This window comes from Bradyrhizobium sp. WSM1253 (assembly GCF_000244935.1).
Classification (GTDB): domain Bacteria; phylum Pseudomonadota; class Alphaproteobacteria; order Rhizobiales; family Xanthobacteraceae; genus Bradyrhizobium; species Bradyrhizobium canariense.
The window spans coordinates 7569566-7592477 of the sequence record NZ_JH600073.1 but is presented as its reverse complement, the minus strand read 5'-3'; the positions used below and the strand labels follow the sequence as shown (position 1 = coordinate 7592477).

Here is a 22912-nt window from a genome sequence, read left to right as displayed (position 1 = left end):
TTGAGACCATGGCCGACCGCCGCCTGTTCGACAGCAGCTCGATGACGCCGCCGCCCGCCGCGGAGATCGACGCCATGACGTGCAACGTGGACGAAGGATTCATGCCGGAGCCTCGGTCTTATCCTGCGATCGAGAAGGCGCTCCACGAGCTGGCCGCACTTATGGCGGAACGGCGGGCCAAGCCGCGCACCAAGATTGAGGAGATCTTGGACAGGCTAAACGTCGACGGAGAAGCCATCGTCAAGATCGGCGACACGACGTACCGCTTCACGACCAGCCTCGAAGGTCAGCTGCGCACCGAGATCATCCGCCGCGGTGACTACGGGCCCGTTCGCGAGCTCTACAGCTACATCGATCCGTACAATCAGGCGGAGCGCACGTGATGGACGCGATTGTCGGCATCTTCATCGTCTCCGTGTTTGCCTGCGCTGGTGCATTTGCGCTGATCGATTCCGTGGCTCGATGTTCATTCGACCGTCAGCGCAAGTCCGGCCAGCACCCGTCCTCCTCGTGACGCCCGGTCCGGTGCATGCAGCCGTCGGCGAGGAGTCGCAACGCGACCGCCTTCCACAGTGAGCCGGGATCGAAGAGCTGCAGCGCCTCCGCCCGCGTTATCTCGACCGTCCGGAAGCACTTCAGGCATTCGACGCGCAGGTCCTCGGACCTGATCTCGGCGAGCGTGCGATCGGCGCGCGGCCGCGACGTCGTTGCGCGCGGATCGGCCAGCACCGAGGCCCACCAGGCGGCCTCGTCGGTGACGCCGGCGCGGCGCCGCTGCAGCTCGGCCAGGCGCCGCGCCGTCTCCTCCGCGCGCTGCTGCTTCGCTGTGGGAAATCGCCAGTCTGCACACCTTCTTCCGGCCATACGCGAGCCTCCAATTGACCGGAGAACGAATAGAGAACAAGATGGTTTCACAGTCAACCGCCGTGATTTTCGGATGAATGACGCGACGGTTCTTCATCCGAAAATCACATCCAGGAATCCTTCGATGGCCGACCCCGCCGAGCAGCAACCCGTCGACCAGGCCGCCGAGCTGGAGGCTGCCGTCCGCGACGCCATCGAGGCCTGCGGCGGCGATCCGGTCGACGCTGTGCGCGCGCTGATCGTGTTGAACACCGCGCTCGAACAGGAGCTCGCCGACGTCTACGCGAAGGCCTCGCACGGATTCCTGCGCGGGCGACGGGTGCCGAAGCGCAATGACTAACGGAAGCGCGGGCGCGGCGCCCACTCCGGGATCTCGACGACCAAGTCGGGAATGAAGCCGGTATTCGGCTCCCAGGCATAACCAGCCGGATTGCAGACTATGCGAGTCCCGTCGCCGCCGGCGCCGCTCACGACCCCGTCGCTTCCCACGATGTAGTCGTGACTGTCATGGACATGCCCGTGGATCCAGAGCGCCGGCTGGTGCTCCACGATGATGTCGGAGAGATCGCTGATGAACGACGCGTTGAGGGGCTCCTCCTCATAGCGCGGGTGCAGCGATCCGGGGTGCGGGGCGTGGTGCGTGATGCACACGGTCGGGCCGTCGTGCTCCTCCGAAAGGCAGTCGGTCAGCCAGCGCCGCTCGGCCAAGTGGCGCTTGAGGGCCTCGACGGGCGTGAAGGGCTTGGGGAATTCGGCGCCGTCCGAAGTCCTGATGAATTTGTTGTCGTTCATGTAGCGTCCGGCGTGGAGGCCGTGCGCCTGGCTCTCGGCATCGAAGCGGTAGTCGGTCCACATCGTGCAGCCGAGGAAGCGGACGCCGTCGATCACCGGCACTTCGGTCGCATCCAAAAACCTCACGTTGGTCCGGCGCGCCCGGTCGCGGATCTCGGCCGCGGCGTCTTCCAGGATGGATCCGTAATACTCGTGGTTGCCGGCTACGAAGAGCACCTCCTTGCCCCACAGCGCGCGCTGATTGGTCAGCCAGCTCACCGCCCGATAGGCGTTGTGGACGTCGCCGGCGAAAACCGCGACGTCGAAATCGAGTCCTTCGGGGACGTTGTAGCCGTGAGACCATGCCTCGCCGTGCAGGTCGGATGCGATGAAGATTTTCATGCCGGGACGATCGCTCCGGCACCGGCAAGAGGCAACGTCGGAATGTTGGACGGAATCTGCCCCCCGGCCCGATCGGGGGCGAAATCGGGTCCTTGGGACGTCGGCCTAAGCCGTTGATTTCACTGGTGGGGGAGGCAGGACTCGAACCTGCGAAGCCATGAGGCGGCTGATTTACAGTCAGCTCCCTTTGCCACTCGGGACACTCCCCCGCTCGACGGCAGCACAATCGGGCCGGACCTTGCCGGCGACCGAAGACGGCCATGGAACGTGAAGGCCGCGACAGCCCGGATGGGGGCGCGACCGGGCGCGGTTATCGGCGAAGCGATGGGGTAAAGTCAACCGAGGCGAACAGCTAAAATCGCCCCCGACACCACCCAAATTGCCATATTCCGGGACCCGTGACACAAGCGAGCCCATGAAGGATCGAAAATTCAACCCGAGGGGCCCCCGCGGCGGGTCTAAGCCCTTCAACAGGCCCGGAAAATCGGCCGGTCGCCCGGCCCGGCGCGATCGCGATTTGGACACCGACGGTCCCGTCATCCTCTATGGCTGGCACACCGTCACCTTGGCGCTCGCCAACCCCCAGCGGCAGATCCGCAAGCTGACGCTGACCGAGAATGCCGCAAGGCGTCTGGCGGACGAGAACATCGCAACCCGCATCACGCCCGAGATCGTCCGGCCCCAGGAGATCGACCGCCTGCTGTCGCCCGACGCCGTGCACCAGGGCCTGCTCGCCGAGGCCGATCCCCTGCCCTCTCCCGACATCGAGGATTTGGAGCAGGACGGCATCGTGCTGGTGCTCGACCAGATCACCGATCCGCACAATGTCGGCGCCATCCTGCGCTCGGCTGCGGCGTTCGCCGTGAAGGCGATCGTCACCACCGCGCGCCACAGTCCGGAAGCGACCGGCGTGCTGGCCAAGGCCGCCTCCGGCGCGCTGGAGCTGGTGCCGATGGTGACGGTGCAAAACCTCGCCCGCGCACTGACCACGCTGAACGAGCTCGGCTTCCAGACCGTCGGACTGGACAGTGAAGGCAGCGCGGATCTCTCCGAGGTCACCCTGCGCGAGCCGCTCGCCCTGGTGCTGGGTGCCGAAGGCAAGGGCCTGCGGCAATTGACGCGCGAGACCTGCAGCGTCGTGGCGCGGCTCGACATGCCCGGCGAGATCAAGAGCCTCAACGTCTCGAATGCCGCCGTGCTCTCGCTCTATGTCGGCGCCAGCCGGCTCGGGCTGATGAAGCGGTAACAAAACAAAACGCCCGTCCGCATCGCGGACGGGCGTCTCGTTGGTTTAACCGATCAAGCGATCAGTAATAGCGACGCAGCACGCGGTGGCCGCCGTAGTACGGCACATGGCGCGGGGCGTAGCCGTAGCGCGGACCGTAGCCGTAATGCGTGCGCGGCAGATAGCCGGCGCGCGGGCCGTAGCCGTAGCGATACGGACGGTAATACGGGCGGCGGTAGGGATAGGCGGCCGGGGCTTCGACCGCGGCGGCGCGATAGCCATAGCCGTGCCCATAGCCACGGCCGTAGCCGTAATTGGCGGGCGCAACCACCGCGTCTTCACGGTAGGTCGGATACGGCGCGAAGGCGCCCGGGCCAGTGTAGGTCGGGCCCTGGTTGACGTGATAATATTGCGTGGTGGGCTCGGCGAGACGCTCATAGGCGCCATAGCCGTAGCCATAACCGGCCCCATAACCGCCGCAGCCGGTGTTGCAGCCGGAATAGACCGGCGCAACCGGCTGGCACGGATCGAAGCCGCAGGCCGCGGCGGGCGCAGCCCCGATGAACATCACGGCAGCCGCCGCGACCAGTCCCGAAATCATCTGACGCATTACTCTCTCCTGTTGATTTCCGTTTTTTGGATTTTGTCGTTTCTTAACCCGGCGGTCTGCCGGGCATCTCTGCACGCGGCCGCGGCCGAGGACGCCGCGGATAGTCGTTGATCTCAGGCGCGAGGATCACCGGCGGCGGATTGACGGGCACGTCCATCTGCGGCGGCAGCGGCGCCGATTGCGCGCCCCAGCTTTGGTGATAGCTCTCGGCGGGCTTGGGCAATTTGCGGTTAGCGGGCGGCTCGACCTCGAGCCGGCCATAGCCGGGCCGCAGGCCCAGTGTCGGGTAGTAATGGCCGACGTCGGTAGGCTGGCGCTCGGCGACATAGCGTCCGCCATAGATCGTGGGCTGCACCTGCACGTTCTTCCCCAAGCCCCAGGTCCCCTCGACCACGGCATAGGACGCGTCGATGTTGTTGATGATGATGGGCACGCCGGGGCGACCGGGAACGACGATATCGAAGCCGCCGCCGGCAAACGCCGACGCGGGCAGTCCGATCAGAAAGGCGGCGAGCGCAGATGCGCGCATGAGAGGATCCCATTTATCCGGCGACAACCTACCCGATGGCGACGCAGAGAGGGTTAAGGCCCTCTCTCCAATTGCCGGTAAGGCTAATGTGTAAGGATTGCGCGCCGCTCAAATGCGCCAAAGCGAACTAGCGAAGCGTTAACGCCGCCGGCCCCCGCAGTCCGGAACCATCGGGCGTGCTCACTTCCGTTTGACTGCCGCTCACGAAAATCCGCCGGTTTCAGCGGAACGTCCGGCGTCTTCGGCGTTTAGCCCCCGTCAACAAAACGGGAGCCAAACAATCATGAACGTCAAACTTCTCGGAGCCACGGCGATTGCGGCGACCCTCGTGACGGGCTCTGCCATGGCGCAGGCCGTGATCACCAATCCCGGCCGCTGCGCGGCGCAATTCCCCAACGCCAACTGCCAGAACGTCGGACCGGGAAATCCGTACACCGACAGCGGCTATCGGCATCGTCGCGTGTCCTATCGCCAGACCAACAACGGCGACTGGAATAACGACTGGAACAGGAGCCGCACCGGCTTCTGGCCGACCGACGTCGCCGCCGGCGCGGTCGGAACAGCCGCGGGCGTGGCCGGCGCAGCCATCGGGACTGCAGGCGCAATCGCAACCGCCCCGTTCCGTGCCACGAACGACGCCTACGCCTACGACAATGGCTGGGATAACCGCGGCTGGGACAATCGCGGTTGGGACACCCGCACCTACGCCCAGCGCAACGGCTTCGTCTGCACGCCCGGCACCTGGTTCAAGGGCGAAGACGGCCGCCGGCACATCTGCCAATAAGGCGATTTAACCGAACGCGACAGATCAGGCGGCCTTCGGGCCGCCTGATTCGTGTCTGCATCGGGCATCGCGGGTTCTGGCACTTTCCGGTCAAGTCTGGTATTGCGGCGCGCACGGGCGGACGGCTCCGGCGTATGCTGGTCCCTGCCCGCTTCTCCAGGCGTCGCCGGCTTAGCTCAGCGGTAGAGCAGCGGTTTTGTAAACCGAAGGTCGGGGGTTCAATCCCCTCAGCCGGCACCAGCTTTTGAGCGCAAGGCTCACTTCGAATGCTTAGGTGCGCTGCCTTGCTCGAAGTGCTCAGCGCCTGATATTTCCATCCAGGCATGTTTCGACTGCTCGAAAACCGAGCGGATGGGCGCCGGGTAGTCCGGATCCGCGATCGCGCCCACGGCAACGCCGATCATCGCAGGCAGATTGTCCGCCTTCCAATAGACCGTCGAACCGCACTCGGGACAAAAATAGCTGCGGACTTTGCCGCCGCTTGCGGCTGTCCGGACGTACTCCTTCGACGTTCCCGAGATCGTAATAACCTCCGTGGGATAGAAGGCACCGACACCGAACGGCGCGCCGGTTCGACGCTGGCAGTCAATGCAGTGGCAGGCAACGACGAGGCTGGAAGGTCCTGGAAGCGACAGCGCGAGAGCGCCGCACCTGCATTGGGCATCGATCATCGGGATTCACTCCACCTGCGTTGGTCCTCTAGTTCGGAGGGAGCGCAGCGCAATCCGGGCTACAATTGATCGAGCCGCCACAGCCCGAGGCTCTTGTCGCGCCAGCCGCCACCGCCCTCCTCGCAATGCTCCTTGATCAGCTCGCGCGGTGCCGGCCAGTCGAACGGCGCCTTCTCCATGTTCAGCGCGCGCCAGTCGCCGTCCTCGCAATCGCGATTGTCGTCCCATTCGGGAAACGTCGTGACCAGCAGGAAACGCGCGCCGCTGGCGCGAAAGTTCGAGACGGCGCGGGCGATATTGCCGAAACTCAAATGCACCAGGCAGTCCCGGCACAGAACGACATCCGCGCGCGGCAGTGCATCGCGCGTGATGTCGGCAACGAGAAACCGGCCGGACAACTCGCCGCCCGCCACGCGCTGGCGATTGGCCGCGATCAGCGACGGAACGATGTCGATGCCGGTGTAGTCGAGATCCAGCCTCACGCGGCCGATCCAGCCCGCGTCCCCGCAGGGCGCATCGAGCAGCGAGCGCGCGCCGAGCCGTTGCAGCAGTGGAGGAAGCACCTCGCGGACCGCTGCGGTCGCGGGGTCCTCCGAGCCGAGGCCCGACACCGAACTAGCCGCGCCCCACAGGTTGGTCTGCTCGATCCGCTCGAACCGCGCGGCGAGGCCGAGGCCCGCGAAATTGTCGCGGTCGGCGGCGAACCGCTCATGGGCGAGCACGGGTGGACGATTGGCGGTCATCGGGCGGACCTCAAATCAAGATTCCGTCGCGAACACACTAGCAGTTCAACTGCGCGTCCGAAATCGCAGGCCTCGTCCCTCAAGCCGGCTTCTGCCACTCCATGATGTGGAAAAAGGGCACCCGGCGATGACGGGCAATTCTGTCGGGATCACCGCCCGTAGGCTGCGGCTCAACGAACAGGCGCAACTGGAGTCCGTGATCGAGCAGCAGCGTCATGTAGGTGGAGAGCGGACGATGCCAGTTCTGGACGCGAATGCCGCGCCATGTCACCCAGGTCGGCCGCTCGTCCATGTAATGATCGATGACGAAGCGCAAGACGCCCTCGCCGTCACGTGTCCAGCCCTCGGACGGACCGGCGGTGTTGAAGCTGGTCAGGTTGGCGATCAAGAGCGTACCGCCCGGCCGCAGCGCCGCCACCATCCTCGCGACAGATCCAGCGAGATCGGGCATGTCTATCAAACTGAGATAGCTGACGACCAGATCGAACTCCGCGCCGAAATCCATCGTCTCGGCTCGGCCGAGCCGATAGTCGCCCTGCGGGTCTAACTCCATGGCACGCGCGAGCAGCGCTTCGGTTGGATCGACGCCAGTGGTGCGGATACCGGCGCGCTGCATGATGCGACAGAAGCGCCCCTCGCCGCAGCCGACGTCGAGCGCATTGCGGAAGCCTCGCCCTTCGATCCGCGCCCGCATCGGCGCGTCCAGCACGAAGCGTCGGCCATAGTCGCCGTCCTCGCCCTGCTCGACGATCCAGGCGACCGCGGACGCGGCCCAGCCGTCGCTGACATCCTCGTTCATGGATCGACCTTCCGGAATGCATGTTGGCCGCGCGTGTCGCGGGCGCGGCTACTGACCATAGATTGGATCAGAGTTCAACATGAGGTAGATTGCAGGACCGATGCGCCCCACCGTCAAAGAGAAGGCCAGGATCGCCGCCGGCGCGACGGCGGCCGTCGTCATGACGGCCGTGCTGTTCGCATTCGCAATGGGATTTCTGCTGGCGCGATGAGTGCGCAGCGCGGCGGACGAAGCCGCCGCGCCGGACTCAGGCGGCGCGCACCGTGTGGAGGAATTTCCCGACCTCATCCTTCAGCCGGTTGCTGTCGGTCGCCAGCATCTTGGCGGTGGAAAGCACCTGCGAGGAGGCCGAGCCGGTCTCGGCTGCACCGCGCTGCACGTCGGCGATGTTGGTGGAGACCTGCTGGGTGCCGTGGGCGGCCTGCTGCACGTTGCGCGAGATCTCCTGGGTCGCGGCGCCCTGCTCCTCGACGGCCGCGGCAATGGTCGACGACACTTCCGAGAGCCGCTCGATCGTCGCGGAGATGTCGCGGATCGCGTTGACGGATTCCTGGGTCGCGGTCTGGATACCGGAAATCTGCTGGCTGATCTCGCCGGTCGCTTTCGCGGTCTGCTCGGCCAGCGTCTTCACCTCGGCGGCGACGACGGCGAAGCCGCGGCCGGCCTCGCCGGCACGTGCCGCCTCGATCGTGGCGTTGAGCGCCAGGAGGTTGGTCTGGCCGGCAATGGTGTTGATCAGCTCGACGACGTCGCCGATGCGCGTCGCCGCAACCGAGAGCTCGCTGACGCGCACCGTCGTGGTGCGGGCCTGGGTGACGGCCTCGCCCGCCATCCGCGCGGATTCCTGCACCTGCCGGCTGATCTCGTTGACCGAGGAGGACAGCTCCTCCGTGGCGGTCGCGACCGACTGCACGTTGCTGGTGGCTTCGCCCGAGGCAACCGCGACGACCGAGGTCAGTTCCTGCGCACGCTGCGCCGTAGTGGCCAACGTCGAGGACGACGCTTCGAGCTCGGTGGACGCCGAGCCCACCGTCTCGATGATCTCGCCGACCGCGCGCTCAAAACCGTCGGCAAGGTTGACCATGTCGCGCTTGCGCTGATCGGCGGCCTGCTTCTCCACTTCGACCTGCGCAGATTTGAGGCGCTCGACCTCGATCCCGTTGGTCTTGAAGATTTCGACCGTCCTGGCCATGTCGCCGATCTCGTCGCGGCGGTCCTTCTCGGGCACTTCGGTCTTGAGATCGTTGCGGGCAAGGCCCTCCATGGCGAGCTTGAGGCGGGCAATCGGCCGTGACATCGCATTGAGGCCAATGAACAGCGCGATCGCGATACCCATGATCAGGCCGCCGGCGCTGACGCCGATCACCGTCCAGGTCGCGGATCTGGCGTCGCGGTTGATGGCGTCCTTGCTCTTGGCGACCGCCTCTGCGGTCTCGCCCACGAACTTGGCAACGCGCCCCAAGGCCGCATCCATCACCGGATCGCACTCCTTGTGCGCACGCTCGGCCGCCTTGGCATTCTCTTCCGGGCTGCTCGCGAGCGAGCCTGCCTTCAGCACCAGATCGCAGCCGGCGAACACGGCTTTCAATTGGTCGCCGATACTCTTGATCTGGCTCGCGCGCGCGGGATCGTCCTGTTCGGCTGCCTCGAGGTATTGGCGGATCTCGTCGCGGTTCTGGGTCGCGGTCTTGAGGCGGTTGGCGTTGCCCGCCTCCGTCGCCTCGGTGAAGACCGCATAGAGCGCGGCATGATAGGTCTCGGCGCGGCGCTGGGCCCGCGTCAGGTTGAGCGCCGAGGATTGCGCGGCGGAAAGCTCGGCGAAGCCGTCGACAGTTGCCGAGAGTTCGCGCGTGCCGAAGCCGGCGACGGCGACCATGGCAAAGCCCATCACGGCGACGATCAGCGCGACTTTCACACGATTTTCAGATTGTTCAAAACGCTCATTGCAGCCGCCCCAGTGATTTTCTGCCGATGCATATTCCCAGCACCGTGCATTGGAACCAGCTGACGTTAAGATTTAATGCCAAATGTCCCGGGTAGTCTTACGGAAAACTAACTATTTTGGCTTCCGCCGTAAGCTTCGCGTAAGCTTCGGCCTATTCCGGGGCGCGAGCCGGGCGTGGAATGCCGGAACCGGTCGCCGGTGTCCTCCGTTGTCGGCCCATGCGGATCAGGGAAGAAAACCGAAACATGTTTCTGCTGGCCACCGTGACGCTGTGCTGTAGCGCCTTGGCCGCGGCAATTGCGCTGTTCGAACCGGCTCCGGCAAAGCGGCAGGCTGAAACGGCGGCGATCGACGTGCCCGCTTCGACGCCGGTTCGGGTGGTCGGGGCTCCGTTCCGGCCCAACCTCAATCCGCGGGAGCGCTAGCCCTCACCCCGGCGAGACGTCGGCGCCTTCCTCGGGACGGCGTTTGGCGCGGGCCAACTCCTCAACGAACGCGATCACCTCCGCCCGTTTGTCGGGCGGCAGCGAGAGGAACGCGCGGACGAGCCTCAAGCCCTCGGCTTCGGCTGAATGGTCTGCTTTGGCATCCATTCCCCACTGTCGGGCGGCCGGGAAAAATATGCAATCCCCCACGCAACAGCTTCTTGATTCGGCCGGCCAGCTTTGCTGGAATAGCCCCGACAGGGGTGCACCATGAAGTGGATCACGGAACGCGACGCGCTGATCGCGCAGACAATGGCCTTCGTCCAATCGGTCACCGGCAAAAAGGATGGCTTGCATCCACCGGAGATCCCGATGGCGACAGTGGCCGCGTCGGTGCAGATCGTCCCCGCCAACACCGTCGTCGAGACCGAGCCACTTCAGGCCGCTCCGCCCCAACCCTTGCCTCTCCCGCCGCAGCGCGCGGCGAGCCACGACGTCCGCACCGAGATGCATGCTCGCATCGCCAATTTCCGCAAGCATCAGGAGCGGTTCGAGCGCGAGCGCGAGGAATATTGCGCGGCCACCCTGACCAAACTGCGCGCCGCCATCCGCGACCCCTCCTCCCGTCCACCGGCTGACCAGTGAAGCCGGATCTCCCGTCGCTGGCCTAAAGCCAGGACCACACCAGCCAGAGATTGGCCGCGCAGGCGCCGAACAGGGCCAGCGTGAGGGGCAGCAGCATGCGCCCGCAAGAGGTTTTCAGGTCCGTCGTCATGGCCGAAAACATCCGCTGATTCCGCCAAATGAGTCCCGGGGATTCTTTTTTTCGGGATTCAGGACTCGTTAAGGACTCAGGCCCCGGCGACCCCGATCACGGCCGCGTGACCGAGCGGCCCAATGGAACCCCTCCTCCGCAAAGTCGTTAATGCGCTTTCCGGGAGCGGGAAGAATGCCCTACGCCCTGTTCTGCAACGACGCCCAGATCAGCAAGGCCTATCCTGATGAGTCCGACGTCTGGAGGCTCGCGCAGCGAAGTGGCCTCGTCGTGGACGTATCCGCAGATGACAACCGCCCCGGGCCACGCCGGGTGCTCGACAACGATTACGAGATCAAGCCCTGCCGGGCCGCACAGGGCGAGGACCCGGCCCGGAACAAGGCGGAGGCCGATCGCCAGGCGAGGATGGAGCTCGAGCTGAATTCGTAAGGTCCGGCCGGAAGCTGGAAAGTCAGAGCCCAAAAGTCAGAGCCCTGGTGAATCTCACGGCGTCGCGGTGGCCAGCGAGGCCTGCTCGCCCGCCAGGGCCACGCAGGCTTTCCGGCGATGCAGTCCACGGATCGCGCCGGTGACCTTCAGCACCTTGCCGGAGGAGCAGGAGGCCTCCTTGACGAAGGCCACCTCATAGGGTGCCAGCATCAGAGGCTCGGATTTGAGGATTGTTTGGGCAGCGCACGGCAAACTGACGAAGCACGAGAGCACCACAGCCGACACCAAGATACGCATGTCCGTCGTCCCACCAGCCCGGTAATTCTCATATAACGCGTTCCGGCGCGCGAGTTCCGTAAGCTGCAAAAATTATTTTTGCTTTACCCGAGCTCCATGACGCGCGTGAGAAAGCGCGCGCCAAAACGTTTGCTTGCAAATGACGCGCCAGATGGTTGACGCAATGCAAACGACAGGAGGCTGACAACCAGAGCCCGGCAAACGAAAGGCCGGCGGGAGCCGGCCTTTGTCAGATCGTGGTTGTTGGTGGCGCGTCAGTAGCGCGAGGCTGCCGGACCGCCCCAGCCAAAGCGGTAGTTCACGCCGACCTTGACGGTATGCTCGTCCTCCCGGCCGCGGACGCCGACAACGTCGACCGGACCGGAGGTGATCGTCGTGCTGCCGAAGTTGTAATACTGGTACTCGGCCTTGGCGGACCAGTTCGGCGCGAACATGTATTCGAGGCCAGCGCCAACGGTATAGCCATCCTTGCTGTTGCCGGTGGCGGTGAAGGACTGCGGCACCCCGGCAATATTGACGCCGAGGCCGCCATTGCGCCAGGCATAACCGCCCTTGGCGTAAAGCAGCGCCGGACCCCAGGTGTAGCCGATGCGGCCGGTCACCGAGCCGAGCTGGTCGGTATTGGAGGTCACCTGCGTGCCCAGCGGGAACGTGGCACCGCCGTTGTTGGTCGGCAGCCAGGAGTACTGGGCCTCGACACCCATGACCCAATTGGGCGCGAACTGGTAGTCGAAGCCGCCCTGGACACCGCCGAGGAAGCGCGCGTCGCTCGACTGGAAGCTGCTGTCGCCCGCAAAGGCGCCGCCGACATGGCCGCCGATGTAGAAGCCGGTCCAGTTGTAGATCACCTGCGGCGGCGTGTAGGCCGGAGCCTTGGTGTAGGTGCGCGCCTGCATGTCGGCTGCTGCAGCCGGCGCGGCCAGCGCAAGCAGGGCAACTGCACCCAGCAAAATCCTTTTCATGATCATCCCCGTTCTTTCAAATTCGACACTCAGGAAACAACGTGGCGTGAATTGGGTTGCTTCGAGGCGATGCCGGAACGTTGATCGTTCGTGACTGTGACGGAGCGGCAACAACGCGATTTTGTTCCGTCCCGCAGGCGCGTGCCGACGGTTTTTTTCCGTCGGAAGCAGAACCCGCCGTAACGATTAGTCGCAACGCAAAACCACTCCGTTCAAAGCTCCCCGAAATGTGATCCGGCAGCTCCGGCGGGCTCTGTCCTATCACCAAGCGATGAAGGTGGGCTTTGCGCTACCGCGTCATCTTTTCAAGTTCCGGAAAGGGTACGTAAACCGCGCCCGCGCACAGCTCGCTGGCACGATCAACGACGCGGTCCGCCCGACCGTTGACGAAGATCACGGCGCGCTCCCTCATGGCCTTGTAGGAGCCGTCGGTCTCGCGTGGGGTGAAGTGCAGGCAACTGACATAGAACTGCCGGCCTCCGACCTCGCGCTGCACCGGCTCAGCCATGCTGGCGTCACGCACGCCGACAGGATTGTTCAAATAGCTGCGCATCAAGGCCAGCGTGTCGCCACGGAAATTATCCGGGAACGGTTGTGGACCTCCGGCCTGAGTCCCGTCCATCAGAGTTGGACGGTCACCATCGCTGCCGAAACATCCCGTGAGCGCCAGCGGCAGTGCCAGCATCAACGCCAAGCTCACTGCGCGTTCCGCTAGTCGCCGCACCGCTTACGCTCTCCGCTCGATCAGTCTCGGAGACGTTCCAGCCCCAAGGTTGCAATGATGCATGTCTACAGGTGTTTTGCCCGACGAGTCAAACGGCTTCGTAAAATCCGCAGATGAGCCACCCGTCAAACCATTGATTTATCTACGACCCGCTACTGTGCATGGGGTTGTTTTTCGAGGTTTTGTTTGCGGCCGCCAAACCTGGGACGTTGCTTGCGGGCTTCAGCATGGTCGTACCGGCCCGCCGCCAGCACCTCGAGCTTTCGCCCAAGGCGTGACGAACGGGCCGGTCCTGAATTCCTCACGCGGCGGTTGGGGCAATGCTAGGACGCCGCCGCGCAGGATCAGTCGTTAGCTGCGCTTCTCCATCGTCGCCGGCTTGGTCACGTCCGGCTGCGTCTTCAGCGACTTCTTCGCTGAGAGATGCTTGTGGTGGTGGCGATGCGTGCGCACGGTCTTGTGCTCGTCGGGAGTGACCGCGGCGTTGGCGTTCATCGCCTTCGACTTGGTGTCCACCTTGGCGTCCGCCTTGACGTCCGAAGCCTTGACGTTTGAAGCCTTGGCATCGGGCTTGAGGCCGGCATCGGGTTTCGCGGCGGTGGTGGACACCTTGGTCTGGCTCTGGTCTGCCTTGATCACCGGCGTGGTCGTGGTGGTCTTGCCGGCCTCGGCTGCGAAGGCCGGGGCTGCGATCACGGAAGCTGCGAGCAAGGCTGCGGAAATGGTCTTCAACATGGTTGGTCTCCTCTTGGAAGGATCTTGAGGCGGGCGCCCTCTCGCCAACCCTTCGATCGTAGGTTGGAGCCTAGGGGGCACGCACTGAACCCAATCTGAAGCCCGCAGCAGGCTTCCGTTCATCTGGATGACAAGTTTGTCATCCGCCCGCAGGGCGAATAGGCCAGGATGCCGGGAATGTTTTTGCCTGATGGGTGTTCCGGTCTTTGGGCAATCGTGTAGGATCGCCACGTTCCATACCGGAGAACTTAGATGCGCAAACTCTCAACGCTTCTTGTGCCGGGACTTGTCGCCATGACATTGGCGGCCGGGCCGGCTCTGACCAGCGCTTATGCCGCAGGTGGCGACACCCCCTCGTCGCCGCCATCGTCGGACACCTCGACCAAGAAGGGCAAGAAGAAGAGCTCCTCCATCAGCGATCCGAAATTCCTTGCTGCCTATCGCACCGCCTACACCAAGATCTATGACAATCACGACTACACCGGCGCGATCGGCCAGCTGAAGTCGCTCAAGCGCGACGACGTCGCCGACGTCGCCAATCTGATCGGCTACTCCTATCGTAAGCTCGGCGATTACCAGTCGTCGAAGATCTATTACGAGCTGGCACTGAAGGACGATCCGAACCACGTCCGCACCTGGCAGTATTATGGCCTCTGGCAGCTCGAGCAGGGCAATCGCGAGCAGGCGCAGTATCACCTGAACAAGCTCGCCTCGCTCGCCGGCACCGACAGCTCCGAATATCGCTCGCTCGCCGCCGCGCTCGACAAGCCGACCGGGGCGACCCTCGTCTATTAAACGCATCGCATCTTCGCACGAGGCGAACGGGCACAACCGCAGGGTTGTGCCCGTTCTGCGTTCTCGGCTAGCTTGCCCACCAAACCTCCCCTCGCAAACCGGTGCGCAATGGACAATTGGCTGCGATCCGCGATCGACTACATCGGCTTCTGGATCGAATTCCAGCACACCACAATCCAGCAGCCCGGCGTCGTCATCGCATTCGCCCATCGCGGCGAAATCGTCGCCGAGCACGCGTTCGGCCTCGCCAATCTCGACACCGGCGAGAAGCTCACCCCGCGCCACCGTTTCCGCATCGCCTCGCACTCGAAGAGCTTTACCTCGGCCGGCATCATGAAGCTGCGCGAGCAGCGCAAGCTCCGGCTCGACGATCCCATTGGCCAATATGTCGCCGGCCTGCATCCGCGCGTCGCGGAAACGACGATTGCGCAAGTGCTGTCGCACAGCGCGGGACTGACGCGCGACGGCGCCGATTCCGGTCAGTTCATCGACAGCCGTCCCTATCTCGACGCGAGCGAGCTGCTCGCGGAATTGAAGCTGCCGACCGTAATCGAGCCGGGCACACGCTTCAAATATTCCAATCACGGCTTTGGGCTGATTGGTCTCATCATCGAGGCCGTGACGAAGGAGCCCTACCGGGTTTGGATGAAGCGCGAGATCATCGAACCTGCGGGCCTGCGCGAGACCGAGCCGGACGCGCCGCTTCCCAAGGGGGCGCCGTTCGCGCGCGGCCACACACGAAGGGTGCCCTACGGAGAGCGATGCGTGATCCCCGGCGACAATCCCACCCACGCGATGGCTTCCGCCACGGGCTTTGCCGCTACCGCCGCCGACACCGCCCGCTTCTTCGCGCAGCTCGCGCCCAACGCAAGAAAGAGCCTGCTGTCGGTCGCAAGCCGCCGCGAGATGACGCGACATCATTGGCGCATCCCGCAGAGTTTCGAGGCCTATTACGGCTTGGGTATCGGCGCCGGCAGGCTCGACGGCTGGGACTGGTTTGGCCACGGCGGCCATTTCCAGGGCTATATCTCGCGGACCTGCGCCATTCCCGCCTGCGAACTCGCGATCAGCATCATCAGCAACTCCATCGACGGCGCAGCGCCGTTCTGGATGGACGGCGCGATGCAGATCCTGCGCGTTTTCCAGACCCGTGGCGCACCCGACCGCCGCGTGAGCGACTGGACCGGCCGCTGGTGGACGATCTGGGGCGCGACCGATCTGGTACCCGTGGGCAACCGCGTGCTGGTCGCCAATCCTCAGTTCAACAACCCGTTCATGGATGCCGGCGAGATCGAGGTCACCGGCCGCGACACCGGCAAGCTCGCCTGGGCCGCCGGCTACTCCAGCCACAGCGAGCCGGTGCGCCGCGTCCGCGACAAGCGCGGCAAGGTTAGTGACGTCTGGATCGCTGGCGCCAACATCAAGCCTGCGGCCGCCGTCGCCCGCGAGATCGCGCGGAGATACAAGCCGCGCAAGCGCCCGCCTACTCCCGAATGAGAGTCTCGACCTCGCTCCGAAGGGCCTGCCGCGAGCCGTCTCGCGAATAGAACATGTGGCCGCCGGGATAAACCACGAACTTGACCCGCTGCGTTGCGAAGGCCGGCAACTGGTCGAGCACCCGCTTCGATCCGAAATAGGGCGTGGCGAGATCGAACAGGCCGTGCGCGACCAGCACGTTCAGCTTCGCATCCGTGGCGAGGATCTGGCGCAGCTCGGAGACCGACTGCGGCGGGTTGATGCCGCGGCCGAAATCCCAGTGGCCTTCGATGGCGCCGTTCAACACCTCGTAGGAGCCATCGGGCCGCCAGTTGAGCTTGTGCGTCAACAGGTCAACCGCAGCACTCGTTAGCGGCGCCTGCAGCGCATCGCCGGAGGGATCACCGAACCGCGAGCTGCTGGAATCCGGATAGGGATCGAAGCCGCGCACCGAGGCGTCGTAGCGCCCCGTCACCTTGCCGTTCTTGCGGTCGAATTCGCGGCGGAATTCGCCGACGTCGAAGCGGCCCGCAAGCCGACGGCTCACCGACTGGTCGATGCCGGTGAGCTCGGCGACCTTGTCGGCAAGACGATTGGTCGCTTCCTTGTCCGCCTCACCCTTGACGAGGTCGGCCAGGAATTCGCCGCGCGCGTAAGCCTCTGCGTCGGCGAGATCGGCGCGTTTGACCGGACCTTTCGCCTCACGCGCCACCGCGACATAGCTCGGCAGCGTCGCGACATATTGCAGGAGGCTGGTGCCGGTGAACTCACGGAAGTCCAGGAGCGGCGACACCAGAATCAATCCCCTGACCCCGACGCCGTGCTGGAGCTGCAACTGGCGCACCACCTTCGGCCCGCGAATGCCGCCATAGCTTTCGCCGGCGACGTATTTGGGCGAGGTCAGCCGGTCGTGCTTCTCGAGCCAGCGGCGGATCACGAGCGCGATCGAATTGACGTCACCATCAACGGAGTAGAACGATTTGCGCGCGTCATCGCCGGTCGCGACGAACCGGCTATAGCCAGTGCTGACGGGATCGATGAAGACGAGATCGGTGAAGTCGAGCCAGGTCTCCGCGTTCGGCTTCACCTCGGGCGAGGCGGACGGCGACAGCGCTTCGCCATCGAGCGGCAGCCGCCAAGGCCCGGCCGCGCCGAACTGGAGCCATGCCGAGGACGCACCGGGCCCGCCGTTGAACAGGAACGTCACGGGGCGCGTCGCACGGTCGGCGCCGTCGAGCTCATAGGACGTATAGGTGATGTCGGCCACAGGCTCGCCCTTGCCGTCGAACACGCGGATCGATCCGGCGGTCGCTGCGAAATTGAGGGTGCGGCCGGGAAGATCGAGCGTCTGCTTCGTGGTCGAATCCGACGGAAGACGGTGCGGCTCGGCGGATGACGATGAATTTTGCGATGCGCCTTGTGCACCGCCGCGTCCGCCCTTCTGTCCGGCTGGTGCCGCCGCCTCGGCGCGCGGCTGCGGCGGATCGTCGGCGCGCGCCAATCCTGCGAGCGCGAAGGCCGACACCGCCAGCACCAGGGTCGCGCGGCGGAGCGCCGGCATATTCGTGGCCATGATCGTTCTCCCTGTCCGGCGACGACCGCCGGTGCGGATCGTAAGGCTAGCGCGGAATTGCGACGGTTTGGGGGATCATGGCTCCGGTGGTGCCTGAAGAGCCCGGTTGGGCACAAACCGACCCGGTTTCGTGCTCAAATCGGAATCGGCAGTTGCCGGTCTGCTGTGAAGGGCGGTCATCCTCGACAATCGGGGGCGAGATCGTTAGACGAGCCCGGCGGAACTTTCTCCAGCCAGCGGCCCTGCCCGGAAGCCATGACCAAGCCAGCGCGATACGACCGGATCGCCTTCGTCGCCAGCCCGAGCAGCGAGGCGCAAGCCGCCTTCGGCCAGCTCACCAGGGACTTCGGCAATTGCGATCCGAAGGACGCCGACATCGTGGTCGCACTCGGCGGCGACGGGCTCATGCTCCAGACGCTGCATCAGCACATGCATACGGGCAAGCCGATCTACGGCATGCACCGCGGCACCGTCGGCTTCCTGATGAACGAGTACTCGACCGTCGATCTTCGAGCCCGTCTCGAGGCGGCGCAGGAATCCGAAATCCACCCCCTCCTGATGCGCGCGACCGACGCCAACGACCGCGTCCACCTGCATCACGCCATCAACGAGGTCGCCCTGTTCCGGCAGACCTACCAGGCGGCGCGCCTGCGGATCCTGATCGACGAGCGCGAGCGCATGTCCGAGCTGATCGCCGACGGCATCATGGTGGCAACGCCGGCCGGCTCGACCGCCTACAATCTGTCCGCCCAGGGACCGATCCTGCCGATCAACGCCGCACTCCTGGCGCTGACGCCGATCAGCGCCTTCCGCCCGCGACGCTGGCGCGGCGCGCTGCTGCCGAACACGGCTTATGTCGTGATCGAGGTGCTGGAGGGCGACAAGCGCCCCGTGGCGGCGGTCGCCGACCACGACGAGGTCCGCGACGTTCGCCGCGTCGAGGTGCTGTCCGACAGGACCATCTCGATGCGCATGCTGTTCGACCCCGGTCACAGCCTGGAAGAGCGCATTTTGCGCGAGCAGTTCGGGTCCTGAGCCGCCTCGCCGGACTGCCGATCGCAACCCTTCATTAACCCCGGCGAGATATGGTTAACGAAAGTTGACCGCTCCGGCCCGGGCTCCATGTTCCGCATCGATTTCAACAAGCTGCGTTTCCTCGTCTGCGACGACAATCCGCACATGCGCCGCATCCTGCGGACGCTGCTGCATTCCTTTGGCGCGCGCGAAGTCTACGAGGCCGAGGACGGCGCCACGGCGCTGGAAATGTACAGCCATTACGTGCCCGACATCGTCATCACCGACTGGGCGATGCCGATCTTCGACGGGCTCGAGCTGGCGCAGATGATCCGGCAGCCGGAATCCAAGGGCAATCCCTACGCGCCGATCATCATGCTGACCGGCCATTCCGAGAAGCGCCGCGTCACGGTGGCGCGCGATGCCGGCGTCACCGAATTCCTGGCCAAGCCGATCTCGGCCAAGGGACTCTACCAGCGCATCCTCAACGTGGTCGCCAGTCCCCGCCCCTTCATCAAAACCAAGACCTATTTCGGCCCGGACCGGCGCCGCAACATCAACTCCGCCTATATGGGCCCCGAGCGCCGCGTCGGCGAAAAGCACGAGGTGCTGCAGCAGCCCTCGCTGCTCGACAAGGCCCGCTCCACCATCTAGCGCAACGTCTCTCACGATCGAGGCCGATATCATGGCGAAGAACAGCGCAAGAGACATCGAGATCACGGCCTTCGCCACGCATCAAATCATCACGCAGCCCAACCCGCTGCGGTCGGTCCTGCGCCGCGTCGAAGACAAGGACATGGACGATCCGGTCGGCCGCGCCGAACAGGCGCTCGCGGGCCTTGCCGGCGAGTTCAAGGACTGGATGGCGACCGAGATCAACCGGCTGTCGGCGGCCTACGTCGCCATCCGGCACGACGGCTTCACCAAGGACAGGCGCGACGAGTTGTTTCGCGCCGCGCACGACATCAAGGGCGATGCCGCGACTTTCGGCTATCCGGTGGCGGCGGGCGTAGCCGAGAGCCTGTGCCGCGTCATCGAGCACGCGCCCGATCTCGAAAAGGTGCCGGCCGAGCTGTTCACGCACCACATCAACGCCATCCTCGCCATCGTGCACGAGAACACCAAGCTCGACAGCATCAGCGTCTCCGCCGAGCTCAGCCGGCGCCTGCGCAAGGTCGCCGACGATTATCTCGCCGACGCCAACCGCGATCGCCCCGAGCATCTCGAGGTGATCCTGGCGCCGAGCATCGCGCCGGCGGGGTAGCTTCGCCGTTCGCGAGGTGTGGTAGGGTGGGCAAAGCGAAGCGTGCCCACCAGTCGCCATGAATTGTGCGGAGAGACGGTGGGCACGGCGCAATGCGCCTTTGCCCACCCTACGTCGTCTCGTTACGCTGCAATCAGCTCGCCATACACCGGATCAACCATCTCCTCCGCGACCAGCTCGTCGCAGAACAGCCTTGCCTCTTCGCGTGCGGATTCGGTGGCGAAGCGGCGCAGCAGGACCATCAGCGGCTCGGTCGCGCCGCGGTCGGTCTCGCAATGGGTGAGCACGCGCTCGACCATGCGGCGGCGCAGCCGCGCTGCATTGTCGTGGCTGTCGACGAAGCCCTGCTCGTGGGAGGCATCGAGGGCGACCTGGAAGGCCGCAAACGTCGCCTCGGGAAGCCCGGCGCGGCGGAGCAGCGCGTGCAGGCTATTGCCGCCGCGATCGTGCAGCAGCGCGGACACGCGCGCCAGCGGCAGCTCGGCGAGCTCAGCCAGCGCCGCATCGAAGAGATCCAGATTGCTCGACAGCAGCGCGCGCAGAATGAGACCCGCGGTGAGCTGGCCGGTGATGCGCAGGTGCCGAACAAGCCCTTCCATGTCTTCGCCGCGCGAGCGCGCCGCGATGTTCATGGTGGAGCGATCGCGGGCCTCGGTCGCGATGCGCTCGGCGCGGTCGGCAGTCAGCCAGTTCCGGGCGACGACGAATTGAGCCAGCGTCTCCGAGAGTTTTGCCACCAGCGCGGCGCGCGTTGCGGACGGCAGATCCTCCAGCACCAGCATCGCCTCGCGGATCGCGGCGAGATGGCCGTGACGCTCGACGATGCGATCCCAGGAGAACGGCGCAAGCTCGGCATGAGGATTTTCGATCAGCTCGAGCGCTGCCGCCGCGCAGCCGACTTCAGCAATGGCGGCGCAGACCGATACCGGCAGCGCGATGCGGCGCGCGACCGCGCACTGCACCTCGTCGTTGCCGGTCGCGACGATGTCGACGAGATCGGCGTCGATCAGCAGCGGAGAATGTTCGAGCACGGGCAACGCGACGGTCGGCTGGTCCCCCGACAGCGCCCGCACGATCGACGCGGGCGCCTCGGTACTGCGCGCAAACGCCTCGGCCATCGCCTGCCGCACCAGCGGCGAGGGATCGTCGAGCAGCATCAGAAGCGCGCCCTCAGCGGCAACACGGTCATCATGGGAAAGGTCTGAGATCAGCCAGGCCCGGGCCAGCGCCCGCGTTGCCTCGGCCCGCTCGCCAGCGGGCGCCGTCCTGATCCAATTGATGAACTGCCGAACAATCATGGTGCTTCCGGCTTACGCAACGAAGACGAAGCGGTGACGGCTTGTCACCTGCAACACAAAATAAACCACGACGCTTAACAAAGCGTTCACCATAACTGGCTGGTTTTATTGACGTTTTGTTAAGGGAACAAAGGCGGCCCGTTCACGCGCCGGGACCTGCGCGCAGCGTTCACGCTGCGACGTATCCGAGACACGGGCGCGCGAATTAGCTTGAGAACGTGCCGCTGCGATCGCTGAAGAGATCAAGAGGCTGCGGCGGCCGGACGTCGGGCGTTGCCGACGCGGCCGAGGTCGCGGGTGCGACCGAAGTGAGCGAGGCATTGTTGCCCCACAATTTCTGCACGGTCGTCGAGACCGGCTGGGTGGTGTCGCCGGGCTGATAGATCGAGCGAAACACCGGCGTGCTCGGTGCATTGTCCGCGACCGTCGTCGGCGCCGTCGCGCTGACCGGCGTCACCGCGCGTGTGTTCGGAAAGGACTGGAGATACGCGGCATTGTCGATCAGCGGCGCGGCAGGCTGTACGCCGTTGGCGCTCGCGACCTGCGTGGTCGACGGCGTGCCGCCATACATCGCCATCGCGCTGCGGGTGGTTTTCGAATTTGCCGCGCCGGCGTAGCGTGCATCCAGCACCGAATAGACCTCGGAAACGCTGCGCGCGCGGCCGTCCTTGGCGTAGAAGATCGAGCGATTGGCGGACGCCGCGTTGGGAAACAAACGCGCGCCGACCGCTTGCGGATTGTCCTCGGCATTGGCGATCAGTTTCGCGGCGCCGCCGACGCCCATGAAATGCGCCATGTAGAGTTCGCTGTCAGACGGCCTGCGGCCGAGCAGGCCGGTGAGCTTGAAGCTGTTCGACTGCGTCAGCGCGGCCGCCATGCTGGAGGCGGCCTCCGGATCGTCGCGCAGTTTCATAATCGACCGCTTCATCGCGGGATCATCGACGGTGTAGGTGCCCGACGACGTCCTGGTGATGGCGTCGGAATAATTGCCATAGCCGAGCTGGGTGCCGGCTTCCTTCACCGTGCCGAGCCAGGTCTGGTCGATGAACTGGTAGAGCCCGTGCGCGGATGACGTAGTCGCCCCCGCCGTGGGATCGAAATCCGATTCCATCTTGGCGGTGGTCAGCATGTACTGGAAGCTGATGCCGGTCCGGTTGGAGACCTGATTGATCGCACCGGCGACGCGTGCCCGCGACGGATCGAGAACCGCCGTCTGAGAGGCACTGGAGTTGTCGACCGACATAATGAAGTGCCCGCACCGCACGGCGTTGAGTGGCGCCGGCAATTCGGCGCCCTGTCGTCTCATCGTGGGACAGGTATGGTTAATGCGGGGTTAATTCGGCCGTCAGCCCTACCCTCAATGACGGCAGGACTACTTCTTGTACACCGCGTCCGGATCGAACAGCCTCTCCGCATCGACGAAGACGAGCCTGGCGCCGCCGTCTTCGGCCTCGACCTTGCGGTAGAAGCAGGACCGGCGGCCAGTGTGACACGCCGCGCCGATCTGCTCGACACGGAGCCAGACCGCATCCTGATCGCAATCGGTGCGGATCTCGACCACGCGCTGGGTCTGACCTGAGGTCTCACCTTTTCGCCACAAGGCATTGCGCGAGCGGCTGAAGTACCAAACCTCGCCGGTCGCGATGGTCTTGCGCAGCGCCTCGTCATTCATGTGCGCGACCATCAGCACGTCGCCAGTGGCGACGTCGGTCGCGACGACGGTCACGAGGCCGGCCGCGTCGAACCTGGGAAGGAAGGCGAGACCTTCCTCGGTTTCATGGGAGTGAGCAGACACAACGCCC

Annotated in this window: 28 protein-coding genes, 2 tRNA genes and 1 pseudogene; 13 read left to right on the top strand and 18 right to left on the bottom strand. The window is 65.0% G+C overall.

Translation table 11 applies throughout. From position 1 onward, the window contains the following. The first annotated feature begins 8 nt into the window (after window positions 1-8). Window positions 9-383, top strand: coding sequence for a hypothetical protein (locus BRA1253DRAFT_RS36685; protein ID WP_007602688.1), 375 nt, complete (start codon window positions 9-11; stop codon window positions 381-383). 94 nt (window positions 384-477) lie between these two features. Here the strand turns inward: BRA1253DRAFT_RS36685 and BRA1253DRAFT_RS36680 are convergent, their stop codons facing one another. Further along, entirely contained in the window at window positions 478-864 is a 387-nt protein-coding gene (locus BRA1253DRAFT_RS36680) for a hypothetical protein (protein ID WP_007602686.1), read from the bottom strand. A 124-nt stretch (window positions 865-988) separates the two neighbouring features. Between BRA1253DRAFT_RS36680 and BRA1253DRAFT_RS36675 the strand changes: the two genes are divergently transcribed. Continuing rightward, window positions 989-1204 (top strand): hypothetical protein, encoded by a 216-nt coding sequence (locus tag BRA1253DRAFT_RS36675; RefSeq protein ID WP_007602685.1) that lies wholly within the window; start codon window positions 989-991, stop codon window positions 1202-1204. On the opposite strand, the gene BRA1253DRAFT_RS36670 is transcribed toward BRA1253DRAFT_RS36675, so the two are convergent. Together BRA1253DRAFT_RS36670 and BRA1253DRAFT_RS36665 are read right to left on the bottom strand one after the other, a co-directional pair. Beyond that, window positions 1201-2037, bottom strand: a complete 837-nt coding sequence (locus BRA1253DRAFT_RS36670; protein ID WP_007602684.1) for a metallophosphoesterase — start codon at window positions 2035-2037, stop codon at window positions 1201-1203. The genes BRA1253DRAFT_RS36675 and BRA1253DRAFT_RS36670 overlap by 4 nt on opposite strands. Before the next feature lie 123 nt (window positions 2038-2160). Then, window positions 2161-2246, bottom strand: a tRNA-Tyr gene (locus BRA1253DRAFT_RS36665). Window positions 2247-2452: 206 nt separating this feature from the next. On the opposite strand from BRA1253DRAFT_RS36665, the gene rlmB reads away from it, so the two are divergent. Next, window positions 2453-3283 carry a 23S rRNA (guanosine(2251)-2'-O)-methyltransferase RlmB gene (gene rlmB / locus BRA1253DRAFT_RS36660; protein ID WP_007602681.1) on the top strand — a complete coding sequence of 277 codons (831 nt, stop codon included), beginning with the start codon at window positions 2453-2455 and terminating at the stop codon, window positions 3281-3283. A gap of 61 nt (window positions 3284-3344) precedes the next feature. Here the strand turns inward: rlmB and BRA1253DRAFT_RS36655 are convergent, their stop codons facing one another. Both BRA1253DRAFT_RS36655 and BRA1253DRAFT_RS36650 read right to left on the bottom strand, forming a co-directional pair. Beyond that, a complete protein-coding gene (locus BRA1253DRAFT_RS36655; protein ID WP_007602680.1) occupies window positions 3345-3872 on the bottom strand; it encodes a hypothetical protein in 528 nt (175 codons plus the stop codon). A 43-nt stretch (window positions 3873-3915) separates the two neighbouring features. Then, entirely contained in the window at window positions 3916-4401 is a 486-nt protein-coding gene (locus BRA1253DRAFT_RS36650; protein WP_007602679.1) for a hypothetical protein, read from the bottom strand. 283 nt (window positions 4402-4684) lie between these two features. On the opposite strand from BRA1253DRAFT_RS36650, the gene BRA1253DRAFT_RS36645 reads away from it, so the two are divergent. Both BRA1253DRAFT_RS36645 and BRA1253DRAFT_RS36640 read left to right on the top strand, forming a co-directional pair. Beyond that, window positions 4685-5185 (top strand): hypothetical protein, encoded by a 501-nt coding sequence (locus BRA1253DRAFT_RS36645; RefSeq protein WP_007602678.1) that lies wholly within the window; start codon window positions 4685-4687, stop codon window positions 5183-5185. Window positions 5186-5350: 165 nt separating this feature from the next. Continuing rightward, a tRNA-Thr gene (locus BRA1253DRAFT_RS36640) sits at window positions 5351-5425 on the top strand. 17 nt (window positions 5426-5442) lie between these two features. On the opposite strand, the gene BRA1253DRAFT_RS36635 is transcribed toward BRA1253DRAFT_RS36640, so the two are convergent. The 4 genes and pseudogenes from BRA1253DRAFT_RS36635 to BRA1253DRAFT_RS36620 all read right to left on the bottom strand — a co-directional run bounded on the left by BRA1253DRAFT_RS36635 (window position 5443) and on the right by BRA1253DRAFT_RS36620 (window position 9342). After that, the gene (locus BRA1253DRAFT_RS36635) at window positions 5443-5856 is read right to left on the bottom strand and encodes a GFA family protein (protein WP_007602677.1); all 414 of its coding nucleotides are present in this window, start codon (window positions 5854-5856) and stop codon (window positions 5443-5445) included. A gap of 59 nt (window positions 5857-5915) precedes the next feature. Continuing rightward, a complete protein-coding gene (locus tag BRA1253DRAFT_RS36630; RefSeq protein ID WP_007602676.1) occupies window positions 5916-6599 on the bottom strand; it encodes a class I SAM-dependent methyltransferase in 684 nt (227 codons plus the stop codon). 79 nt (window positions 6600-6678) lie between these two features. Continuing rightward, a complete protein-coding gene (locus tag BRA1253DRAFT_RS36625; protein WP_007602670.1) occupies window positions 6679-7398 on the bottom strand; it encodes a bifunctional 2-polyprenyl-6-hydroxyphenol methylase/3-demethylubiquinol 3-O-methyltransferase UbiG in 720 nt (239 codons plus the stop codon). 247 nt (window positions 7399-7645) lie between these two features. Then, window positions 7646-9342 (bottom strand): annotated as a pseudogene (locus tag BRA1253DRAFT_RS36620) (methyl-accepting chemotaxis protein). A gap of 246 nt (window positions 9343-9588) precedes the next feature. Between BRA1253DRAFT_RS36620 and BRA1253DRAFT_RS36615 the strand changes: the two are divergent. Next, window positions 9589-9768 carry a hypothetical protein gene (locus tag BRA1253DRAFT_RS36615; RefSeq protein ID WP_198288282.1) on the top strand — a complete coding sequence of 60 codons (180 nt, stop codon included), beginning with the start codon at window positions 9589-9591 and terminating at the stop codon, window positions 9766-9768. Window positions 9769-9771: 3 nt separating this feature from the next. Here BRA1253DRAFT_RS36615 and BRA1253DRAFT_RS44800 read toward each other — a convergent pair whose 3' ends face one another. Beyond that, on the bottom strand, window positions 9772-9936 hold the full coding sequence (locus BRA1253DRAFT_RS44800; RefSeq protein WP_007602663.1) for a hypothetical protein: 165 nt from the start codon (window positions 9934-9936) through the stop codon (window positions 9772-9774). A gap of 102 nt (window positions 9937-10038) precedes the next feature. Here BRA1253DRAFT_RS44800 and BRA1253DRAFT_RS36610 point away from each other — a divergent pair, with 102 nt between their 5' ends. Together BRA1253DRAFT_RS36610 and BRA1253DRAFT_RS36605 are read left to right on the top strand one after the other, a co-directional pair. Then, complete coding sequence (locus tag BRA1253DRAFT_RS36610; protein ID WP_007602662.1) at window positions 10039-10413, top strand: hypothetical protein; 375 nt, start codon at window positions 10039-10041, stop codon at window positions 10411-10413. 304 nt (window positions 10414-10717) lie between these two features. Further along, on the top strand, window positions 10718-10972 hold the full coding sequence (locus BRA1253DRAFT_RS36605) for a hypothetical protein (protein WP_007602660.1): 255 nt from the start codon (window positions 10718-10720) through the stop codon (window positions 10970-10972). Window positions 10973-11026: 54 nt separating this feature from the next. Here BRA1253DRAFT_RS36605 and BRA1253DRAFT_RS46385 read toward each other — a convergent pair whose 3' ends face one another. From BRA1253DRAFT_RS46385 to BRA1253DRAFT_RS44795, 4 genes are all read right to left on the bottom strand, one after another. Continuing rightward, a complete protein-coding gene (locus tag BRA1253DRAFT_RS46385) occupies window positions 11027-11269 on the bottom strand; it encodes a hypothetical protein (protein ID WP_007602659.1) in 243 nt (80 codons plus the stop codon). Window positions 11270-11523: 254 nt separating this feature from the next. After that, entirely contained in the window at window positions 11524-12231 is a 708-nt protein-coding gene (locus tag BRA1253DRAFT_RS36595) for an outer membrane protein (RefSeq protein ID WP_007602658.1), read from the bottom strand. A gap of 289 nt (window positions 12232-12520) precedes the next feature. Continuing rightward, window positions 12521-12916: a hypothetical protein gene (locus BRA1253DRAFT_RS36590; protein WP_007602657.1), complete on the bottom strand. Its 396-nt coding sequence runs from the start codon at window positions 12914-12916 to the stop codon at window positions 12521-12523. A 390-nt stretch (window positions 12917-13306) separates the two neighbouring features. Next, window positions 13307-13690, bottom strand: a complete 384-nt coding sequence (locus BRA1253DRAFT_RS44795; protein WP_007602656.1) for a His-rich protein BRANT — start codon at window positions 13688-13690, stop codon at window positions 13307-13309. A gap of 252 nt (window positions 13691-13942) precedes the next feature. Between BRA1253DRAFT_RS44795 and BRA1253DRAFT_RS36580 the strand changes: the two genes are divergently transcribed. Beyond that, entirely contained in the window at window positions 13943-14485 is a 543-nt protein-coding gene (locus BRA1253DRAFT_RS36580) for a tetratricopeptide repeat protein (RefSeq protein ID WP_007602654.1), read from the top strand. A 108-nt stretch (window positions 14486-14593) separates the two neighbouring features. Further along, a complete protein-coding gene (locus BRA1253DRAFT_RS36575; RefSeq protein ID WP_007602652.1) occupies window positions 14594-15982 on the top strand; it encodes a serine hydrolase in 1389 nt (462 codons plus the stop codon). Here BRA1253DRAFT_RS36575 and BRA1253DRAFT_RS36570 read toward each other — a convergent pair. Then, the gene (locus BRA1253DRAFT_RS36570) at window positions 15969-17534 is read right to left on the bottom strand and encodes a S10 family peptidase (RefSeq protein ID WP_007602650.1); all 1566 of its coding nucleotides are present in this window, start codon (window positions 17532-17534) and stop codon (window positions 15969-15971) included. The genes BRA1253DRAFT_RS36575 and BRA1253DRAFT_RS36570 overlap by 14 nt on opposite strands. Before the next feature lie 255 nt (window positions 17535-17789). Between BRA1253DRAFT_RS36570 and BRA1253DRAFT_RS36565 the strand changes: the two genes are divergently transcribed. From BRA1253DRAFT_RS36565 to BRA1253DRAFT_RS36555, 3 genes are all read left to right on the top strand, one after another. After that, window positions 17790-18569: an NAD kinase gene (locus BRA1253DRAFT_RS36565; protein WP_007602648.1), complete on the top strand. Its 780-nt coding sequence runs from the start codon at window positions 17790-17792 to the stop codon at window positions 18567-18569. An 87-nt stretch (window positions 18570-18656) separates the two neighbouring features. Then, window positions 18657-19202, top strand: coding sequence for a response regulator (locus BRA1253DRAFT_RS36560; RefSeq protein WP_007602647.1), 546 nt, complete (start codon window positions 18657-18659; stop codon window positions 19200-19202). A 31-nt stretch (window positions 19203-19233) separates the two neighbouring features. After that, the gene (locus BRA1253DRAFT_RS36555) at window positions 19234-19812 is read left to right on the top strand and encodes an Hpt domain-containing protein (protein WP_007602646.1); all 579 of its coding nucleotides are present in this window, start codon (window positions 19234-19236) and stop codon (window positions 19810-19812) included. Window positions 19813-19934: 122 nt separating this feature from the next. Here BRA1253DRAFT_RS36555 and BRA1253DRAFT_RS36550 read toward each other — a convergent pair whose 3' ends face one another. The 3 genes from BRA1253DRAFT_RS36550 to hisI form a co-directional block, all read right to left on the bottom strand. Further along, window positions 19935-21110, bottom strand: coding sequence for a DUF2336 domain-containing protein (locus BRA1253DRAFT_RS36550; protein WP_007602645.1), 1176 nt, complete (start codon window positions 21108-21110; stop codon window positions 19935-19937). A 205-nt stretch (window positions 21111-21315) separates the two neighbouring features. Further along, window positions 21316-22416, bottom strand: a complete 1101-nt coding sequence (locus BRA1253DRAFT_RS36545) for a hypothetical protein (RefSeq protein ID WP_007602632.1) — start codon at window positions 22414-22416, stop codon at window positions 21316-21318. Window positions 22417-22482: 66 nt separating this feature from the next. Continuing rightward, window positions 22483-22905 carry a phosphoribosyl-AMP cyclohydrolase gene (hisI, locus tag BRA1253DRAFT_RS36540; protein ID WP_007602631.1) on the bottom strand — a complete coding sequence of 141 codons (423 nt, stop codon included), beginning with the start codon at window positions 22903-22905 and terminating at the stop codon, window positions 22483-22485. Between the last annotated feature and the right edge of the window lie 7 nt (window positions 22906-22912).

Bases quoted from the DNA above. Each gene is read 5' to 3' on its own strand.
- BRA1253DRAFT_RS36545 (WP_007602632.1), bottom strand. From the start codon at position 22,416: ATGAGACGACAGGGCGCCGAATTGCCGGCGCCACTCAACGCCGTGCGG.
- BRA1253DRAFT_RS36610 (WP_007602662.1), top strand. From the start codon at position 10,039: ATGAAGTGGATCACGGAACGCGACGCGCTGATCGCGCAGACAATGGCC.
- BRA1253DRAFT_RS36555 (WP_007602646.1), top strand. From the start codon at position 19,234: ATGGCGAAGAACAGCGCAAGAGACATCGAGATCACGGCCTTCGCCACG.
- BRA1253DRAFT_RS36625 (WP_007602670.1), bottom strand. From the start codon at position 7,398: ATGAACGAGGATGTCAGCGACGGCTGGGCCGCGTCCGCGGTCGCCTGG.
- BRA1253DRAFT_RS36635 (WP_007602677.1), bottom strand. From the start codon at position 5,856: ATGATCGATGCCCAATGCAGGTGCGGCGCTCTCGCGCTGTCGCTTCCA.
- BRA1253DRAFT_RS36655 (WP_007602680.1), bottom strand. From the start codon at position 3,872: ATGCGTCAGATGATTTCGGGACTGGTCGCGGCGGCTGCCGTGATGTTC.
- BRA1253DRAFT_RS36685 (WP_007602688.1), top strand. From the start codon at position 9: ATGGCCGACCGCCGCCTGTTCGACAGCAGCTCGATGACGCCGCCGCCC.
- BRA1253DRAFT_RS36630 (WP_007602676.1), bottom strand. From the start codon at position 6,599: ATGACCGCCAATCGTCCACCCGTGCTCGCCCATGAGCGGTTCGCCGCC.
- BRA1253DRAFT_RS44800 (WP_007602663.1), bottom strand. From the start codon at position 9,936: ATGGATGCCAAAGCAGACCATTCAGCCGAAGCCGAGGGCTTGAGGCTC.
- BRA1253DRAFT_RS36580 (WP_007602654.1), top strand. From the start codon at position 13,943: ATGCGCAAACTCTCAACGCTTCTTGTGCCGGGACTTGTCGCCATGACA.
- BRA1253DRAFT_RS36565 (WP_007602648.1), top strand. From the start codon at position 17,790: ATGACCAAGCCAGCGCGATACGACCGGATCGCCTTCGTCGCCAGCCCG.
- BRA1253DRAFT_RS36605 (WP_007602660.1), top strand. From the start codon at position 10,718: ATGCCCTACGCCCTGTTCTGCAACGACGCCCAGATCAGCAAGGCCTAT.
- BRA1253DRAFT_RS36650 (WP_007602679.1), bottom strand. From the start codon at position 4,401: ATGCGCGCATCTGCGCTCGCCGCCTTTCTGATCGGACTGCCCGCGTCG.
- BRA1253DRAFT_RS44795 (WP_007602656.1), bottom strand. From the start codon at position 13,690: ATGTTGAAGACCATTTCCGCAGCCTTGCTCGCAGCTTCCGTGATCGCA.
- BRA1253DRAFT_RS36680 (WP_007602686.1), bottom strand. From the start codon at position 864: ATGGCCGGAAGAAGGTGTGCAGACTGGCGATTTCCCACAGCGAAGCAG.
- BRA1253DRAFT_RS46385 (WP_007602659.1), bottom strand. From the start codon at position 11,269: ATGCGTATCTTGGTGTCGGCTGTGGTGCTCTCGTGCTTCGTCAGTTTG.
- BRA1253DRAFT_RS36670 (WP_007602684.1), bottom strand. From the start codon at position 2,037: ATGAAAATCTTCATCGCATCCGACCTGCACGGCGAGGCATGGTCTCAC.
- BRA1253DRAFT_RS36595 (WP_007602658.1), bottom strand. From the start codon at position 12,231: ATGAAAAGGATTTTGCTGGGTGCAGTTGCCCTGCTTGCGCTGGCCGCG.
- BRA1253DRAFT_RS36615 (WP_198288282.1), top strand. From the start codon at position 9,589: ATGTTTCTGCTGGCCACCGTGACGCTGTGCTGTAGCGCCTTGGCCGCG.
- BRA1253DRAFT_RS36590 (WP_007602657.1), bottom strand. From the start codon at position 12,916: ATGCTGGCACTGCCGCTGGCGCTCACGGGATGTTTCGGCAGCGATGGT.
- BRA1253DRAFT_RS36560 (WP_007602647.1), top strand. From the start codon at position 18,657: ATGTTCCGCATCGATTTCAACAAGCTGCGTTTCCTCGTCTGCGACGAC.
- BRA1253DRAFT_RS36675 (WP_007602685.1), top strand. From the start codon at position 989: ATGGCCGACCCCGCCGAGCAGCAACCCGTCGACCAGGCCGCCGAGCTG.
- BRA1253DRAFT_RS36550 (WP_007602645.1), bottom strand. From the start codon at position 21,110: ATGATTGTTCGGCAGTTCATCAATTGGATCAGGACGGCGCCCGCTGGC.
- BRA1253DRAFT_RS36645 (WP_007602678.1), top strand. From the start codon at position 4,685: ATGAACGTCAAACTTCTCGGAGCCACGGCGATTGCGGCGACCCTCGTG.
- BRA1253DRAFT_RS36570 (WP_007602650.1), bottom strand. From the start codon at position 17,534: ATGGCCACGAATATGCCGGCGCTCCGCCGCGCGACCCTGGTGCTGGCG.
- BRA1253DRAFT_RS36575 (WP_007602652.1), top strand. From the start codon at position 14,594: ATGGACAATTGGCTGCGATCCGCGATCGACTACATCGGCTTCTGGATC.
- rlmB (WP_007602681.1), top strand. From the start codon at position 2,453: ATGAAGGATCGAAAATTCAACCCGAGGGGCCCCCGCGGCGGGTCTAAG.